The sequence below is a fragment of the Streptomyces sp. NPDC058664 genome, from assembly GCF_042716635.1.
Taxonomy (GTDB): Bacteria; Actinomycetota; Actinomycetes; order Streptomycetales; family Streptomycetaceae; genus Streptomyces.
In genome coordinates, this window is record NZ_JBHXRW010000015.1 from 93,113 (window position 1) to 106,075 (window position 12,963).

A 12,963-nucleotide genomic window follows, 5' to 3' on the forward strand; every position below is an offset into this window, starting at 1 on the left:
GATCTCTTCCGGTCTCGTCAGGTGAGACGTCAGAGGAGATGGGCCGGGGTGCCGACGGGCAGGATAAATCGGAACTCGGCCCCGCCCCGGGGGCCCCTTCCGACGGTGATGGTGCCGCCGTGGGCCTCGACGACGCCCTTGACGATGTACAGGCCGAGGCCGGTGCCGCCGCGCTTGCTGCCCCGCCAGAAGCGGGTGAAGACACGGCTCATCGACTCTTCGGGGATACCGGGGCCCTCGTCGCTCACGGTGACCTCCGTCCCCTCTTCTCCGTCGTCGCCCGTCCTGGCGGGTGCCACTTCGATGGTGACGGTTCCTTCTCCGTGGCGCACCGCATTTTCGAGGAGGTTGCCGAGGATCTGGTCGATCTTGTCGGGGTCCGCCCAGAGTGCGGGCAGATCCGGCCTGATCCGTACGAAGAAACGGTCCGGGGGCTGGCCTGCGGTGGTGTGCACCTGGACGTGACGGCCGACGGCGGCGGCGATGTCGACGGGCTGGCGGCGCACTTCGAGCCGGCCCGAGTCGATCCGGGAGATGTCGAGGAGTTCGGCGATGAGCCGTTTGATGCGGCCGGCGTCGGCGTCGACGGTCTCCAGCATCAGGCGCTTCTGCTCGTCGTTGAACCGCTCCCACTTGCCGAGGAGGGTGGCGGTGAAGCCCTTCACGGAGGTGAGCGGGGACCGCAGTTCGTGGGCGACGGTGGCGATGAGCTCGGCGTGGCTGCGCTCGGTGCGACGGCGTGCCTCGGTGCCGCGCAGCGAGACCACGACCCGGCGGACCGGTCCCGTGGGGCGCTCGCGGACGTACGTGGCGGAGACGAGGACCTCGCGTCCGCCGGGCAGCAACAGGTTGCGCTCGGGCTGGCCTCTGCGGATGGCGAGCCCGCCGTACGGGTCGGTCAGGGTCCACCAGCGGCGGCCCTTGAGGTCTTCGAGGGGCAGCGCCCGGTCGAGGGGGAGGCCGAGGGCGCGCTCGCCGGGGACGGCGGTGATACGGCTGGCGGCGGCGTTGAAGCAGACGACCCGGCCGGTCTCGTCGGCGACGACGAGACCGTCGGGAAGGTCGTCGGGGTCGAGCCCGGCGAAACCGGCGGTCCCGGCCGGGTCGGCGGGCTCCGGTGGTTCCGGGGCGGCGGTTCCGGGCTCCGGTGGTTCCGGGGCGTGCGGCGCGGCGCTCCGTGCCTGTGCGGGACTGTCCGTGCCGACCGTCATCCCCGTACCCCACCTCTCCGTGTAGCGCAGTGGGCCCCCGAGTGCGTCACTCTACTGGGCGGGGAGGGCGGAATGGACCCTTCAGGCGGAGGTTCGGGGGCGCTGGGCGCGGGCGGAGGCGTACAGGCAGACCGCGGCGGCCGTGGCGAGGTTGAGGCTCTCGGCCTTGCCGTGGATCGGGACGCGGACGACGGCGTCGGCGAGGGCCCGGGTCTCCTCGGGCAGTCCCCAGGCCTCGTTGCCGAAGATCCAGGCGGTGGGTCCGCCCATGGTGCCGGCGTCCAGTTCGGCGTCGAGGTCGTCCTGGCCCGCGCCGTCGGCGGCGAGGATCCGTACGCCCGCGGCCTTCAGTCCGGCGACCGCCTGCTCGACGGGGACGCCGACGGCGACCGGCAGGTGGAACAGGGACCCGACGGAGGCCCGTACCGACTTCGGGTTGTAGAGGTCGACGGAGGCGTCGGTGAGGACGACCGCGTCGGCGCCGGCCGCGTCGGCGCAGCGCAGCACGGTACCGGCGTTCCCGGGGTCGCGCACGTGGGCGAGGACGGCGACCAGCTTGGGCCGGGCGGCGACGATGTCCTCGAACGGCGAGTCGAGGAACCGGCAGACGCCGACGATCCCCTGCGGGGTGACGGTCTGGGAGACCTCGGCGAGGACGGCGTCGGAGGCGTGGTGGACGCGGGCGCCCGCGGCGAGGGCCGCCTCGATGATCGGGGCGTGGCGCTCGGCGGCCTCGACGGTGGTGAAGAGCTCGACGAGCGTCGGCTCGCCGGTGGAGCCGCGGTGCTCGACGGCCTCGCGGACGGCCTGCGGGCCCTCGGCGATGAAGAGGCGGTCCTTGCCCCGGAAGTTGCGCTTGGCGAGCCGCCGGGCGGCGACGACGCGCGGGGAACGCGGGGAGATCAGCTCGGGGGTGACCATGAGGTGCGGCGGTTCTCTCTTCGGGGCCGGGGACTACGGGATCCGGGTACGACGCGATCCTGGTGCTGCGGGCCCGGGTGGTGCGGGTCCGCGTGCTGCGGGGGCCGACGCACCCGGACCCGCAGGCGCGAGCGCGCCTGCGGGTCCGGGCAGAGGTACTGCGGCCTGGAAGATCAGGCAGCGGCCTTCGGGGCGTTGACGTCGGCCGGCAGGGCCTTCTGCGCGACCTCGACCAGCGCGGCGAACGCGTTGGCGTCGTTGACGGCCAGCTCGGCGAGGATCTTGCGGTCCACCTCGATGTTGGCGGCGTTCAGACCCTGGATGAGGCGGTTGTACGTCATGCCGTTCTGGCGGGCAGCGGCGTTGATGCGCTGGATCCACAGACGGCGGAAGTCGCCCTTGCGCTTCTTGCGGTCGTTGTAGTTGTAGACCAGCGAGTGGGTGACCTGCTCCTTGGCCTTGCGGTACAGGCGCGAACGCTGACCGCGGTAGCCGGAGGCCGCCTCGAGGATTGCCCGGCGCTTCTTGTGGGCGTTGACTGCCCGCTTGACGCGTGCCACTTGTTAACTCCTTGTAGCGGGGTCGCGGTTGGACTCACACGACCCGAAAAACGAATGGATCCCGGACCTGGCCGGAAGCCCCCGTCGCCGAGGGCGGGTGATCAGATCAGATGCCCAGCATCTTCTTGATCTTGGCCGCGTCGCCCGGGGCCATCTCGGCGTTGCCGGTGAGGCGACGCGTCAGCTTGGACGACTTGTGCTCGAGCAGGTGGCGCTTGCCGGCGCGCTCGCGCAGGATCTTGCCGGAGCCGGTGACCTTGAAGCGCTTCTTGGCACCGGAGTGCGTCTTGTTCTTCGGCATCGCGCCGTATCTCCTCGTCAGTGGCGCTCCCCCCGGTGCGGGGACCGGACATCCGGGAGCGTCAGTTCTTCGTCTGGTGGGTCCGGGCGGGGCCCGGGGCTGCCTGGATGGCAGCCCGTCGGGTCACGCCTCGGGGTTCTCGGCCGGAGCGTCGCCCTCGGCCTCGGCGACCGGGGCCTCGGCCTCGGGAGCCTCGACCTCGGACGTCTCCTCGGAGGTGACGCCCTGGCGCTCGGCCTTGCGTGCGGCCTGGGCCTCACGCGCCTCGGCCATGGCCTCGGTCTTCTTCTTGTGCGGGCCGAGAACCATGATCATGTTCCGGCCGTCCTGCTTCGGGTTGGACTCGATGAAGCCAAGCTCCTCGACGTCCGACGCCAGCCGCTGCAGCAGCCGGAAACCAAGCTCGGGACGGGACTGCTCACGACCACGGAACATGATCGTGATCTTGACCTTGTCACCCTGCTTGAGGAACCGGACGACGTGACCCTTCTTGGTGTCGTAGTCGTGCGGGTCGATCTTCGGCCGGAGCTTCATCTCCTTGATGACCGTGTGCGCCTGGTTCTTGCGCGCCTCACGGGCCTTCATGGCCGACTCGTACTTGAACTTCCCGTAGTCCATGAGCTTGCACACGGGCGGACGGGCGTTCGCCGCGACCTCGACCAGGTCGAGGTCGTACTCCTGTGCGAGCTCCAGGGCCTTGGCAAGCGGAACAATCCCGACCTGCTCGCCGCTGGGTCCGACAAGTCGCACCTCGGGAACGCGAATCCTGTCGTTGATGCGGGGCTCGGCGCTGATGGATCCTCCTCGGTAGCACCACGCGACCGCCTGGCGGACGGACGCGCAACGTCTGTTTCTGAGACCAACCGAGCCGGTACATGAAAAATGCCCCGGACGGGACACAGGCGGGGCTCCAGGGGAATACCGGAACACCGCCGCGGTCAACCGCGGGGCGCACATCGGGCGGCTCCATCGTCCGTACGGAACGATGGGCGCCACCTGACCGGTGACCCGCCACCCGCGAGGGTGGTCAGGTGGGAGTTCGGAGCCTCCACTTGTGGGCCGGGCACACACGTGTCCAGCCGGTCGTTACACAAGGTTAGCAGGACCCGGCGGTCTCCGCTAACCGAGGACCGGCATATCGTATGAGGCATGAGCGAGACGCCCCAGAACGAGTCCGTGGACTCCCCAGTTCCCCCGGAGTCCCCCGACTTCGACGCCATGACCCGCGACATCGCGGAGGTCCCCGCGGTCGAGGTGATCGTGACGGTCGCCGTCAACCTGATGAGCGCCGCCGCGGTGAAGCTCGGGCTCACCGAGGAGGGCGACAAGTACAAGGACCTCGACGAGGCCCGCAAGCTGGTGCACGCGCTCGCGGGTCTCCTCGACGCCGGCGCGACGGAGGTCTCCTCCTTCCACGCGGCTCCCCTGCGGGACGGCCTGAAGTCCCTCCAGCTCGCCTTCCGCGAGGCCTCCCTGATCCCGGACGAGCCGGGCCAGGGACCGGGCGAGAAGTACACGGGGCCGATTTACGGCTAGAACCCGCTTTACCGCTTCGCGTAGAAGGGCTCGCCCGGAGGCGTGGCCGTGGCCGGCAGGAGTGCCAGGTCGAGGCCGCGCACCAGGCGGGCCCTCAGTGTTTCGTCGGCGGCCAGCGCGCGGGCCACGCGCTGGGCGGCCTCCGCCGGGGAGGTGTCCTCGGCGAGGACCAGGGCGAGCGTGCCGTCGGCGGCGCCGGGGCCCAGGTGGGCGCGGAGCACCGCGGGCTCGGCGGCGACGGCGGCCCGCACCGCGTCCCGTACGGCGGGGTCGTCGAGCGGGTCCGCGCTGGTACGGCCCTCGGCGAGGGCGAGCAGGGCCGGGCCGGTCAGCTGGTACGGCACGGGGCCCGCGAGGTCCAGGACGACCGTGTCGGCCTTCTCGTGCGCGGCGGCCTGGAGGGCCTGGTGGAGCGGGACGGCCACGGGCCGGGCCTCCGGGTCCCACAGGGCGAGCGAGGCGATCGAGGTGAACGCGGGCAGGGCGCGCCGGTCACCGGCCGTGAGGGTGGGGACCGCCATGTCGCTGGTCTTCTCGCGCCGCAGGCCGTTCTCGTCGGTCTCGACCTCGCCGAGGACGGCGACCACGGGGACGAGGAGCCGGGCGCCGCGCAGCGCGTCGAGGACCGGGCCGTGGGCGGTCCTGTCCTCGGCCCAGGCCGCGAGGGCCGCGGCGAGCCGCGGGTCGGCGGTGCCGTCGTCGTCGGAGAAACCGGGGTCCGGGATGTTCTTGAGCGCCACGCACCGAGCCTAACCGGCGCGCCGGGACGTCCGGCCCGCCACCCCCTACGAGGCCCGGTGGGCGCGCCGCAGGACGACCGCGGTCAGGAGCAGCAGGGCGCCGAGCCCGCCCGCGAGGGGGGCGAGCAGGCCGATGGGGCGGCTCTCCTCGACGGCGGGGAGCGGACCGGGGCCGAAGTACTGACCCCGGTAGCCGCTGGTGGTGGTCCTGGGGTCGCCGCCCTCGATCCGGGCGCCCGCCTCGATCGCGGCGGCCGGGTCGACCGTCCCGTACCCCTTGGCGTCGCTGCGGCCGCCCTTGGGCCGGTTGCGGGCGGTGTCGATGAGCAGCCGCTTGATCTGGGCCGGGCCGAGGCCGGGATGGGCGGAGCGGACGAGGGCGACGGCTCCGGAGGCGAACGCGGCGGCGGCGCTGGTGCCCCAGCCCTCGTAGTAGCGGCGGTCGGGGTCGGCGATGGCGATGTCGACGCCGGGGGCGCTGACGGTGGCGTACCAGCGGCGGGTGGAGAAGGAGGCGTGGGTGCCGTAGCGGTCGACGGCGGTGACGGCGATGACGCCGGGGTACGCGGCGGGGTACGAGATGTGGTCGCCCTTCTCGCCGCCGTTGCCGGCGGAGGCGACGACGGAGACGCCCTTCGCGAGCGCGTACTGGACGGCGGCGTCCTCGCCCGCGTCGGGATGCGCGGACTTGGAGTCGTCGCCGAGGGAGAGGTTGATGACGTCGGCGCCGTGGTCGGCGGCCCAGCGGATGCCTTCGGCGAGGGCGGTGCCGCGGGTCTTGCGGGCCTTGTCGCGGGCCTTGTCGGTGCTTTCGAGGATGACCCGGACGGGGAGGATCTTCGCGCCGGGGGCGATGCCGAGGACGCCGTCCCCGCCGTCGTATCCATGGCCGTGTCCGGCGATGATCCCGGCCATGGCGGTGCCGTGCCGGGCCCAGGCGCGGTCGCCCCTGGCCGCGCCGAAGCCGACGAGGTCGCGCCCCGTGAGGACCGAACCCTCGAGGTCCGGGTGTTCGGCGTCGACACCGGTGTCGAGGACGGCGACGGTGATGCCCTCGCCCTTGGTGGTGCGCCAGGCCTCCGTGGTGTGGAGCGCTTCGAGGCCCCACTGGCGGGCGCGGATCGTGTCGGCGTGGGCGGGTGTCGTGGTGGCGGGCAGGACGGAGAAGGCGGTGGCGAGGAGGACGGCCACGGGGGTGCGGAGGCGGGTCACCGGGCGTTCTCCTCCTTCTCCGCCGCGGCGACGGCGGCGGTCGTGCGCAGCAGCCACTCGAAGCGCCTCGTGATGCCCTTGGCCTCGTGGCCGAGGCCGGATTGCGCGGTCGCGTCGGTACGGCCCCGGGCCATGGCCCGGTCGGCGGGCTGCGGGTCCTCGACGGCCCGGCCGTCGGCGAAGCCGGAGACGGCGGTGACGACGACGGGGAGGTCGGCGGGGGCGTTCAGCCACCAGCTGGCGCGCTGTGCGGCGCCGAACCGGGCGGCGACGGTGCCGGGGCCGGAGAGGGCGGGGGGTACGTCCTCACCGAGGCGGATGGTGAGGTGGCTCTGGTTGAGGGTGCGCTGCGCGGTGACGTCGGCGCGGGTGAAGACGAGGCCGACGGTGATGACGCTGCTGGCGGTGGCGTCGGTGTAGGTGGCGCGCAGGACGCGCTCGCAGCCGAGCGGTCGGAGGGTGGCGAGCAGGCCCTTGGCGAGGACCGCGGGCGAGCAGGCGGCGTCCGGGGCGACGACGATCCGGGTCCAGGTGCGTGCGGCGGCGCCGGGTCCCGCGGCGGAGTCCGTGAGGGTGCGGGGGAAGAGGGCGTCGACGGGGGCGTTGCGCCAGAGGTCCATCGCCTCGGTGTACCCGGCGGGTTCGGCGCGCTCCCCGTGCCCGGCGGCGGCCAGCCACATGCCGGTGAGGGCGCCGCCGATGAGCCCGACGCCGAGCACGGCGCAGACGGCGACGGCGACGGTCCGCCCGGTACGCCGTTCCCGTATGGGCCGAAGGCGCGTGGTGGTCTCGGCGGGCGTCTCGGCCGGGAGGGCGCCGCCGTAGCCGTAGGTGTGGCCGTAGGGCGGGACGGGGGGCCGGGCGTGCGGCGGCGCGGCGGCGCCGGGCGGCTGCCAGACGTGCGCCGGAGTGGCGGGGCGGGCCGTCGGCCGGTCCGGAGCCGACTGACCGGGAATGGGCCGGTCCGGAGCCGACTGACCGGGAATGGGCCGGTCCGGAGCCGACTGACCGGGAATGGGCCGGTCCGGAGCCGACTGACCGGGGACGGGACGGGCCGGAGCCGATTGGCCGGGGACGGGACGGGCCGGAGCCGTAGCGCCACCGGACACCGGCCGGGAGGGGGCGGCGGACGCGGAAGCCGCCGGGCTCGCCGCGGGCCGCGAGGAAGCGACGGGCGGCACCGAACCCGCGGGAGCCGATGTCGGCCGAGGCGGCGTGCCGTGCGCCGGAGGCGGCGCGGCGGCAGACGCCGGAGCCACCGGGCCGGACGCCGGACGCGGCTGAGCCCCGGACACCGAGACGCCCGAGCCCGACGCCGGACGCGGCGGAGTCGCGGGCGCGGAAGCCGCAGGGCCGGACGCCGGGCGCGGCGGAGTCGCGGGTGTCGAGGTGTCCGGACTCGGCGCCGGAGGCGGCGAGCCCGCGGAACCCCGGGGGCCGGAGCCGGGCGCCGGAGACGTCGCTGTCCCGGGCGCCGGACGGGGCACGCCCGTGGAAACCGGCGTCGCCGGACCGGTCCCGCCGCGTGCCGCGCCCGGGGTCGTCCCGGTCGGGCGGATCACCCGGAGGCGGGCGGTGGTCTCCACCGCCGGCGGTTCGGGGGTGGCGGGGGCCGGGAGGAGGGCGTCCGTGATGCGGGAAGGTGTGCCGGAGCGCTGCTCGCCGGTCATCCCCGTTCCCCCGCTCGTGTCGACAATGCCCGTCACTCTACGGGCTGTTCCCCCCGGCACGGGAACCCAGGGGCTACCCACCCGTAAACCCGTCTGGCAAGCTCGGGCCATGACTCCCCGTGCCGCCGACCGGGCCCGTTACGACCGGGCCACCGCTCATCTCGACGCGCCCGTGGCGATCGTCGACCTGGAGGCCTTCGACGCCAACGCGGCGGACCTCGTGCGCCGGGCCGGGGGCAAGCCCGTACGGGTGGCGAGCAAGTCCGTGCGGTGCCGGGCGCTCCTGGAGCGGGTGCTCGCGCGGGAGGGTTTCGCGGGGATCATGTCGTTCACGCTCGACGAGTCGCTGTGGCTGGCGCGCGCCGGGTTCGAGGACGTCCTGCTCGCGTATCCGTCGGCGGACCGTTCCGGGTTCGGCGAGCTGGCGCGGGACCCGAAGCTCGCCGCCGCCGTGACGGTGATGGTCGACGACGTGGCGCAGCTGGATCTGATCGACGCCGCTCGCGCGGGCGGGTCGGAGGAGGTCCGGGTCTGCCTGGAGCTGGACACGGCGCTGCGTCTGCTCGGGGGGCGGATACGGGTCGGGGCGCGGCGCTCTCCGCTGCGGGAGCCCGCCCAGTTGGCCGAGCTGGCCCGCTCGGTGGTGCGGCGCCCCGGTTTCCGGCTGGTCGGGATCATGGCGTACGAGGGGCATGTCGCGGGGGTCGGGGACGCGGTCGCGGGCCGGCCGCTGCGGTCGCGGGCGGTCCGGCTGATGCAGGCGGCGGCCCGCAGGGAGCTGGCGGAGCGCAGGGCGGCCGTGGTGCGGGCCGTGCGGGCGGTGGCGCCGGACCTGGAGTTCGTGAACGGCGGCGGCACCGGGAGCGTGCAGCACACGGCCGCCGAGGACGCGGTGACGGAGATCGCCGCGGGTTCGGGGCTTTTCGTGCCGCGGCTCTTCGACAACTACACGTCGTTCAGCGGCCGGCCCGCCGCGCTGTTCGCGCAGCCCGTCGTCCGCCGTCCGGGCGTCGGGGTGGTGACGGTGCTCGGGGGCGGCTATCCGGCGTCCGGGGTGGCGGGCCGGGACCGGCTGCCCGTGCCGTATCTGCCGGAGGGCCTGCGGTACGACCCGCAGGAGGGCCCGGGCGAGGTGCAGACCCCGCTGCTCGGCTCGCCGGCCGACGATCTGCGGATCGGCGACAAGGTGTGGTTCCGGCACGCGAAGGCCGGCGAGCTGTGCGAGCGGTTCGAGAGCCTCCACCTGGTCGAGGGTGACCGGATCACGGCGACCGTGCCGACGTACCGGGGCGAGGGACGGACCTTCCTCTAGCGGTCAGTGGACGGAGTCCGTCTGGTCCGGGATCACGCTGCCGTCGGGGCGGCGGACCGGCTCCGCCGTGCCGTCGGCCGCCGTGTATCCCGTGGTGGCGCAGGGGTACGGGGTCGTCTTCCGCTTCTTCGGCTCGATGAACATGGGGTTGACGAGCCAGCGACCGTCGCCGTTCTCGTACGCCCGGCACATGAGTTCGTCCTTGTTGCGGTTGAGGACCAGGCGCAGGCCGGTGGCGTCCCGCAGGAAGGAGACGTCGGTGTCGGAGTCGCCCGCGGCGAGGACCTGGCGCCGGGAGGCGGGTTGTACGCGCTCGGCGGCGGAGCCGTGGACGCCGAGGATCTCCTGGTTGATCCAGCAGCGCTTGCCGTCGATGTAGGTGATCATCCGGTCCTCGCCGTCGCGTACGGTGCCGCAGCCCTTGAGGTGGGCGGTGAGGCGGCCGTGCTCGGTGGTGTTGCGGATGCCGATCGCGCGGGAGGGGGCGACGCCGACGCCCTTCGCCCAGACGTCGACGACGGGTTCGGGCGAGGCGGAGACGATCCAGACGTCGAAGCCGGCGTCCTGGAGGGTGCGGATCAGGTCGCGCTGCTGGGGGTAGTGGCGGATCCAGCCGGTGACCCGGGACGTGCCCACCCTCTGGGTGGCGCCCTGCGGGGCGGCGAGGTTCTCGGCGCGGGCGGCGGCGGCGAAGGACTCGACCTGGCGGGTGGTCCAGCCGTGCAGGAGCTGGGCGAGCCAGGCGTACTGGGGTTCCATGCGGCGGTGGTCGAAGCCGGCGAAGGCCGCCGCGCCACCGGTGGTGGCACCCGTGCCGTAGACGGAGAGGACCTCGTCGGCGCAGCGGGTGTCGGTGGCGGTAGGGAGGGTGCGGACGCCGGTGGGGCAGGCCTCGCCCAGTGCCGCGGCCGCCCTGGGCGTGAGGTACCGGCTGGTGGTGGACCAGTCGCCGTGCCGGGGCGGGCGTATGCGGTCGTTGCGGAGGAGCCAGTAGAAGGTGGCGTCGCCGACGTCGTTCTTGATGACGGTGTTGTCCCAGTCGAAGACCGCGACGGGCTTCTTCCCCTTGTCCCGGCAGTGGTCGGCGATCAGCGCGTCGAGCCGGGTCTTGTTGTCGCCGTACCAGCCTTCGGAGACCTTCAGGGTCGGGCAGGCGCGGGGTTCCGCCTCGGCCGGGACGGTGGCGACGAGGCCCGTCGCGGCGAGCGCGAGGGCGGCGGTGGCCGCGGACGTGCGGAGTCGGTGGTTCGTGGTCACGTCACTCTCCTGGTCTGTACGCGGAACAGCCGGGCGCCTTGCGACGCCCGGCTGCCGGGGGGTGTGGGAGGAGGAGCGGGAGGGGTTAGAGCGGCGTCACGTACGCGCCCGCGATGCCTCCGTCGACCACGAAGTCGCTGGCGTTGACGAAGGAGGAGTCGTCGCTCGCGAGGAACGCGACGGCGGCGGCGATCTCCTCGGCCTCGGCGAAGCGGCCGACGGGGATGTGGACGAGGCGGCGCGCGGCCCGCTCGGGGTCCTTGGCGAACAGCTCCTGGAGGAGCGGGGTGTTGACCGGCCCGGGGCAGAGGGCGTTGACGCGGATGCCCTCGCGGGCGAACTGGACGCCCAGCTCGCGGGACATGGCGAGGACGCCGCCCTTGGACGCGGTGTACGAGATCTGGCTGGTGGCCGCGCCCATGAGGGCGACGAAGGAGGCGGTGTTGATGATGGAGCCCCTGCCCTGGCGGCGCATGTAGGGCAGGGCGGCCTTGCAGCACAGGTAGACGGAGGTCAGGTTGACGTCCTGGACGCGCTTCCAGGCCTCGAGTCCGGTCTCCAGGATGGAGTCGTCGTCGGGGGGCGAGATGCCGGCGTTGTTGAAGGCGATGTCGACGGAGCCGTAGGTCTCGAAGGCGGTGCGGAACAGTGCCTCGACCTCCTCCGGGTCGGTGACGTCGACCTTCACGAAGGTGCCGCCGACCTCCTCGGCCGCGGCCTTTCCGGCCTCCTCGTCGATGTCGCCGCAGACGACGTTCGCGCCCTCGGAGGCGAGGCGGCGGGCGGTGGCGAGGCCGATGCCGCTGCCGGCTCCGGTGATGACGGCGGTACGGCCGACCAGGCGGCGGCAGACGATCTCTTCAGTGGTCATGCGGTTCAGGCCTCCGTGCTGATGAAGACGTTCTTGGTTTCGGTGAAGGCGGTCAGGGCGTCGGGGCCGAGTTCGCGGCCGAGGCCGGACTGCTGGTAGCCGCCGAACGGGGTCCAGTAGCGGACGCTGGAGTGGGAGTTGACCGAGAGGTTGCCGGCGCGGACGGCGCGGGAGGCGCGCAGGGCGCGGCCGACGTCCCGGGTCCAGATCGAGCCGGACAGGCCGTACTCGGTGGCGTTGGCGAGGCGGATCGCGTCGGCCTCGTCCTCGAAGGGGAGGACGACGGCGACGGGTCCGAAGATCTCCTCGACCGCGCAGGGCGCGTCCTCGGGCACGCCGGTGAGGACGGTCGGGGGGAACCAGAAGCCGGGGCCTTCGGGGGCCTTGCCCCGGATGCCGGTGAGGTCGTCGGTGACGTAGGAGCGGACGCGGTCGAGCTGGGCGCGGGAGATGAGCGGGCCCATCTGGGTGCGCTCGTCGGAGGGGTCGCCGACGACGATCTCCTCGATCGCGGGGGTGAGGAGCTCCAGGAAGCGGTCGTACGCGCTCCGCTGGACGAGGATGCGGGTGCGGGCGCAGCAGTCCTGGCCGCTGTTGTCGAGGAAGGCCATCGGGGCGGCGGCCGCCGCGGCCTCGATGTCCGCGTCGGCGAAGACGATGTTGGGGCTCTTGCCGCCGAGTTCGAGGGTGACCCGCTTCACCTGGCCTGCGCACTTGGCCATGATCGACTTTCCGACCTTCGTGGAGCCGGTGAAGACGATCTTGGCGACGCCGGGGTGTTCGACGAGGGCGTTCCCGGCGACCGGTCCTGTGCCGGGCAGGACCTGGAAGAGGCCTTCGGGCAGACCGGCTGCGAGGGCGAGTTCGGCGAGGCGGAGCGCGGTGAGCGGGGTGGTCTCGGCGGGCTTGAGGAGGACGGCGTTGCCGGCGGCGAGGGCCGGTGCGGTGGCCCAGGCGGCGATCGGCATGGGGAAGTTCCAGGGGGCGATGACGCCGACGACCCCGAGCGGTTCGAGGATGGTGATGTCGAGGCCGCCGGCCACCGGGATCTGGCGCCCGTTGAGGCGCTCCACTCCCCCGGCGGCGAAGTCGAGCAGGTCGCGGACGTTGCCGGCCTCCCAGCGGGCGTTGCCGAGGGTGTGGCCGGCCTCGGCGACCTCCAGGCGGGCGAGTTCCTCGATGTGGTCGTCGACGACGGAGGCGAAGCGGCGGAGCAGCCGGGCCCGGTCGGCGGGCGCCGCTGCGGCCCAGCCGCGCTGGGCGGTGGCGGCCCGTGCGACGGCGGCGTCGACGTCGGCGGGGGTGGCGGCCGGGACGGTGGCGACGAGTTCCTCCGTCGCCGGGTTCAGTACCTGGAGCAACAACTCATCCC

At 73.4% G+C, this 12,963-nt stretch carries 13 protein-coding genes; 2 read left to right on the plus strand and 11 right to left on the minus strand.

Annotation, left to right across the window (positions count from 1 at the left end):
• Positions 1 to 29: 29 nt before the first annotated feature.
• The 5 genes from ACFWUY_RS14905 to infC form a co-directional block, all read right to left on the minus strand.
• Positions 30 to 1,211, minus strand: a complete 1,182-nt coding sequence (locus ACFWUY_RS14905; protein WP_384107312.1) for an ATP-binding protein — start codon at positions 1,209 to 1,211, stop codon at positions 30 to 32.
• 81 nt (positions 1,212 to 1,292) lie between these two features.
• A complete protein-coding gene (locus tag ACFWUY_RS14910; RefSeq protein WP_384107314.1) occupies positions 1,293 to 2,132 on the minus strand; it encodes a TrmH family RNA methyltransferase in 840 nt (279 codons plus the stop codon).
• 173 nt (positions 2,133 to 2,305) lie between these two features.
• A complete protein-coding gene (rplT, locus tag ACFWUY_RS14915; RefSeq protein ID WP_052577579.1) occupies positions 2,306 to 2,692 on the minus strand; it encodes a 50S ribosomal protein L20 in 387 nt (128 codons plus the stop codon).
• 106 nt (positions 2,693 to 2,798) lie between these two features.
• Positions 2,799 to 2,993, minus strand: coding sequence for a 50S ribosomal protein L35 (rpmI, locus tag ACFWUY_RS14920; RefSeq protein WP_015032399.1), 195 nt, complete (start codon positions 2,991 to 2,993; stop codon positions 2,799 to 2,801).
• Positions 2,994 to 3,116: 123 nt separating this feature from the next.
• Positions 3,117 to 3,788 (minus strand): translation initiation factor IF-3, encoded by a 672-nt coding sequence (gene infC, locus ACFWUY_RS14925; RefSeq protein ID WP_384107410.1) that lies wholly within the window; start codon positions 3,786 to 3,788, stop codon positions 3,117 to 3,119.
• A gap of 354 nt (positions 3,789 to 4,142) precedes the next feature.
• Between infC and ACFWUY_RS14930 the strand changes: the two genes are divergently transcribed.
• Positions 4,143 to 4,529, plus strand: a complete 387-nt coding sequence (locus ACFWUY_RS14930; protein ID WP_384107317.1) for a DUF1844 domain-containing protein — start codon at positions 4,143 to 4,145, stop codon at positions 4,527 to 4,529.
• Between the two features lie 8 nt (positions 4,530 to 4,537).
• Here the strand turns inward: ACFWUY_RS14930 and ACFWUY_RS14935 are convergent, their stop codons facing one another.
• The 3 genes from ACFWUY_RS14935 to ACFWUY_RS14945 are packed head-to-tail and all read right to left on the minus strand — an operon-like array spanning position 4,538 to position 7,590.
• Positions 4,538 to 5,269, minus strand: a complete 732-nt coding sequence (locus ACFWUY_RS14935; protein ID WP_384107319.1) for an SseB family protein — start codon at positions 5,267 to 5,269, stop codon at positions 4,538 to 4,540.
• A 45-nt stretch (positions 5,270 to 5,314) separates the two neighbouring features.
• Entirely contained in the window at positions 5,315 to 6,481 is a 1,167-nt protein-coding gene (mycP, locus tag ACFWUY_RS14940) for a type VII secretion-associated serine protease mycosin (RefSeq protein WP_384107321.1), read from the minus strand.
• Positions 6,478 to 7,590: a hypothetical protein gene (locus ACFWUY_RS14945; RefSeq protein ID WP_384107323.1), complete on the minus strand. Its 1,113-nt coding sequence runs from the start codon at positions 7,588 to 7,590 to the stop codon at positions 6,478 to 6,480. The genes mycP and ACFWUY_RS14945 overlap by 4 nt, the downstream gene beginning before the upstream one ends.
• Positions 7,591 to 8,260: 670 nt before the next feature.
• On the opposite strand from ACFWUY_RS14945, the gene ACFWUY_RS14950 reads away from it, so the two are divergent.
• Positions 8,261 to 9,463, plus strand: a complete 1,203-nt coding sequence (locus tag ACFWUY_RS14950) for an amino acid deaminase/aldolase (RefSeq protein WP_384107325.1) — start codon at positions 8,261 to 8,263, stop codon at positions 9,461 to 9,463.
• 3 nt (positions 9,464 to 9,466) lie between these two features.
• Here the strand turns inward: ACFWUY_RS14950 and ACFWUY_RS14955 are convergent, their stop codons facing one another.
• From ACFWUY_RS14955 to ACFWUY_RS14965, 3 genes are all read right to left on the minus strand, one after another.
• A complete protein-coding gene (locus ACFWUY_RS14955; protein WP_384107327.1) occupies positions 9,467 to 10,720 on the minus strand; it encodes a haloacid dehalogenase-like hydrolase in 1,254 nt (417 codons plus the stop codon).
• A gap of 85 nt (positions 10,721 to 10,805) precedes the next feature.
• On the minus strand, positions 10,806 to 11,591 hold the full coding sequence (locus tag ACFWUY_RS14960; protein ID WP_384107329.1) for a 3-oxoacyl-ACP reductase: 786 nt from the start codon (positions 11,589 to 11,591) through the stop codon (positions 10,806 to 10,808).
• Between the two features lie 5 nt (positions 11,592 to 11,596).
• Positions 11,597 to 12,952, minus strand: coding sequence for an aldehyde dehydrogenase family protein (locus tag ACFWUY_RS14965; protein WP_384107331.1), 1,356 nt, complete (start codon positions 12,950 to 12,952; stop codon positions 11,597 to 11,599).
• Positions 12,953 to 12,963 lie beyond the last annotated feature (11 nt).

Coding starts and splice junctions, on each gene's coding strand:
- ACFWUY_RS14905 (WP_384107312.1), bottom strand. CDS start 1,211: ATGACGGTCGGCACGGACAGTCCCGCACAGGCACGGAGCGCCGCGCCG.
- ACFWUY_RS14910 (WP_384107314.1), bottom strand. CDS start 2,132: ATGGTCACCCCCGAGCTGATCTCCCCGCGTTCCCCGCGCGTCGTCGCC.
- rpmI (WP_015032399.1), bottom strand. CDS start 2,993: ATGCCGAAGAACAAGACGCACTCCGGTGCCAAGAAGCGCTTCAAGGTC.
- ACFWUY_RS14930 (WP_384107317.1), top strand. CDS start 4,143: ATGAGCGAGACGCCCCAGAACGAGTCCGTGGACTCCCCAGTTCCCCCG.
- ACFWUY_RS14950 (WP_384107325.1), top strand. CDS start 8,261: ATGACTCCCCGTGCCGCCGACCGGGCCCGTTACGACCGGGCCACCGCT.
- ACFWUY_RS14960 (WP_384107329.1), bottom strand. CDS start 11,591: ATGACCACTGAAGAGATCGTCTGCCGCCGCCTGGTCGGCCGTACCGCC.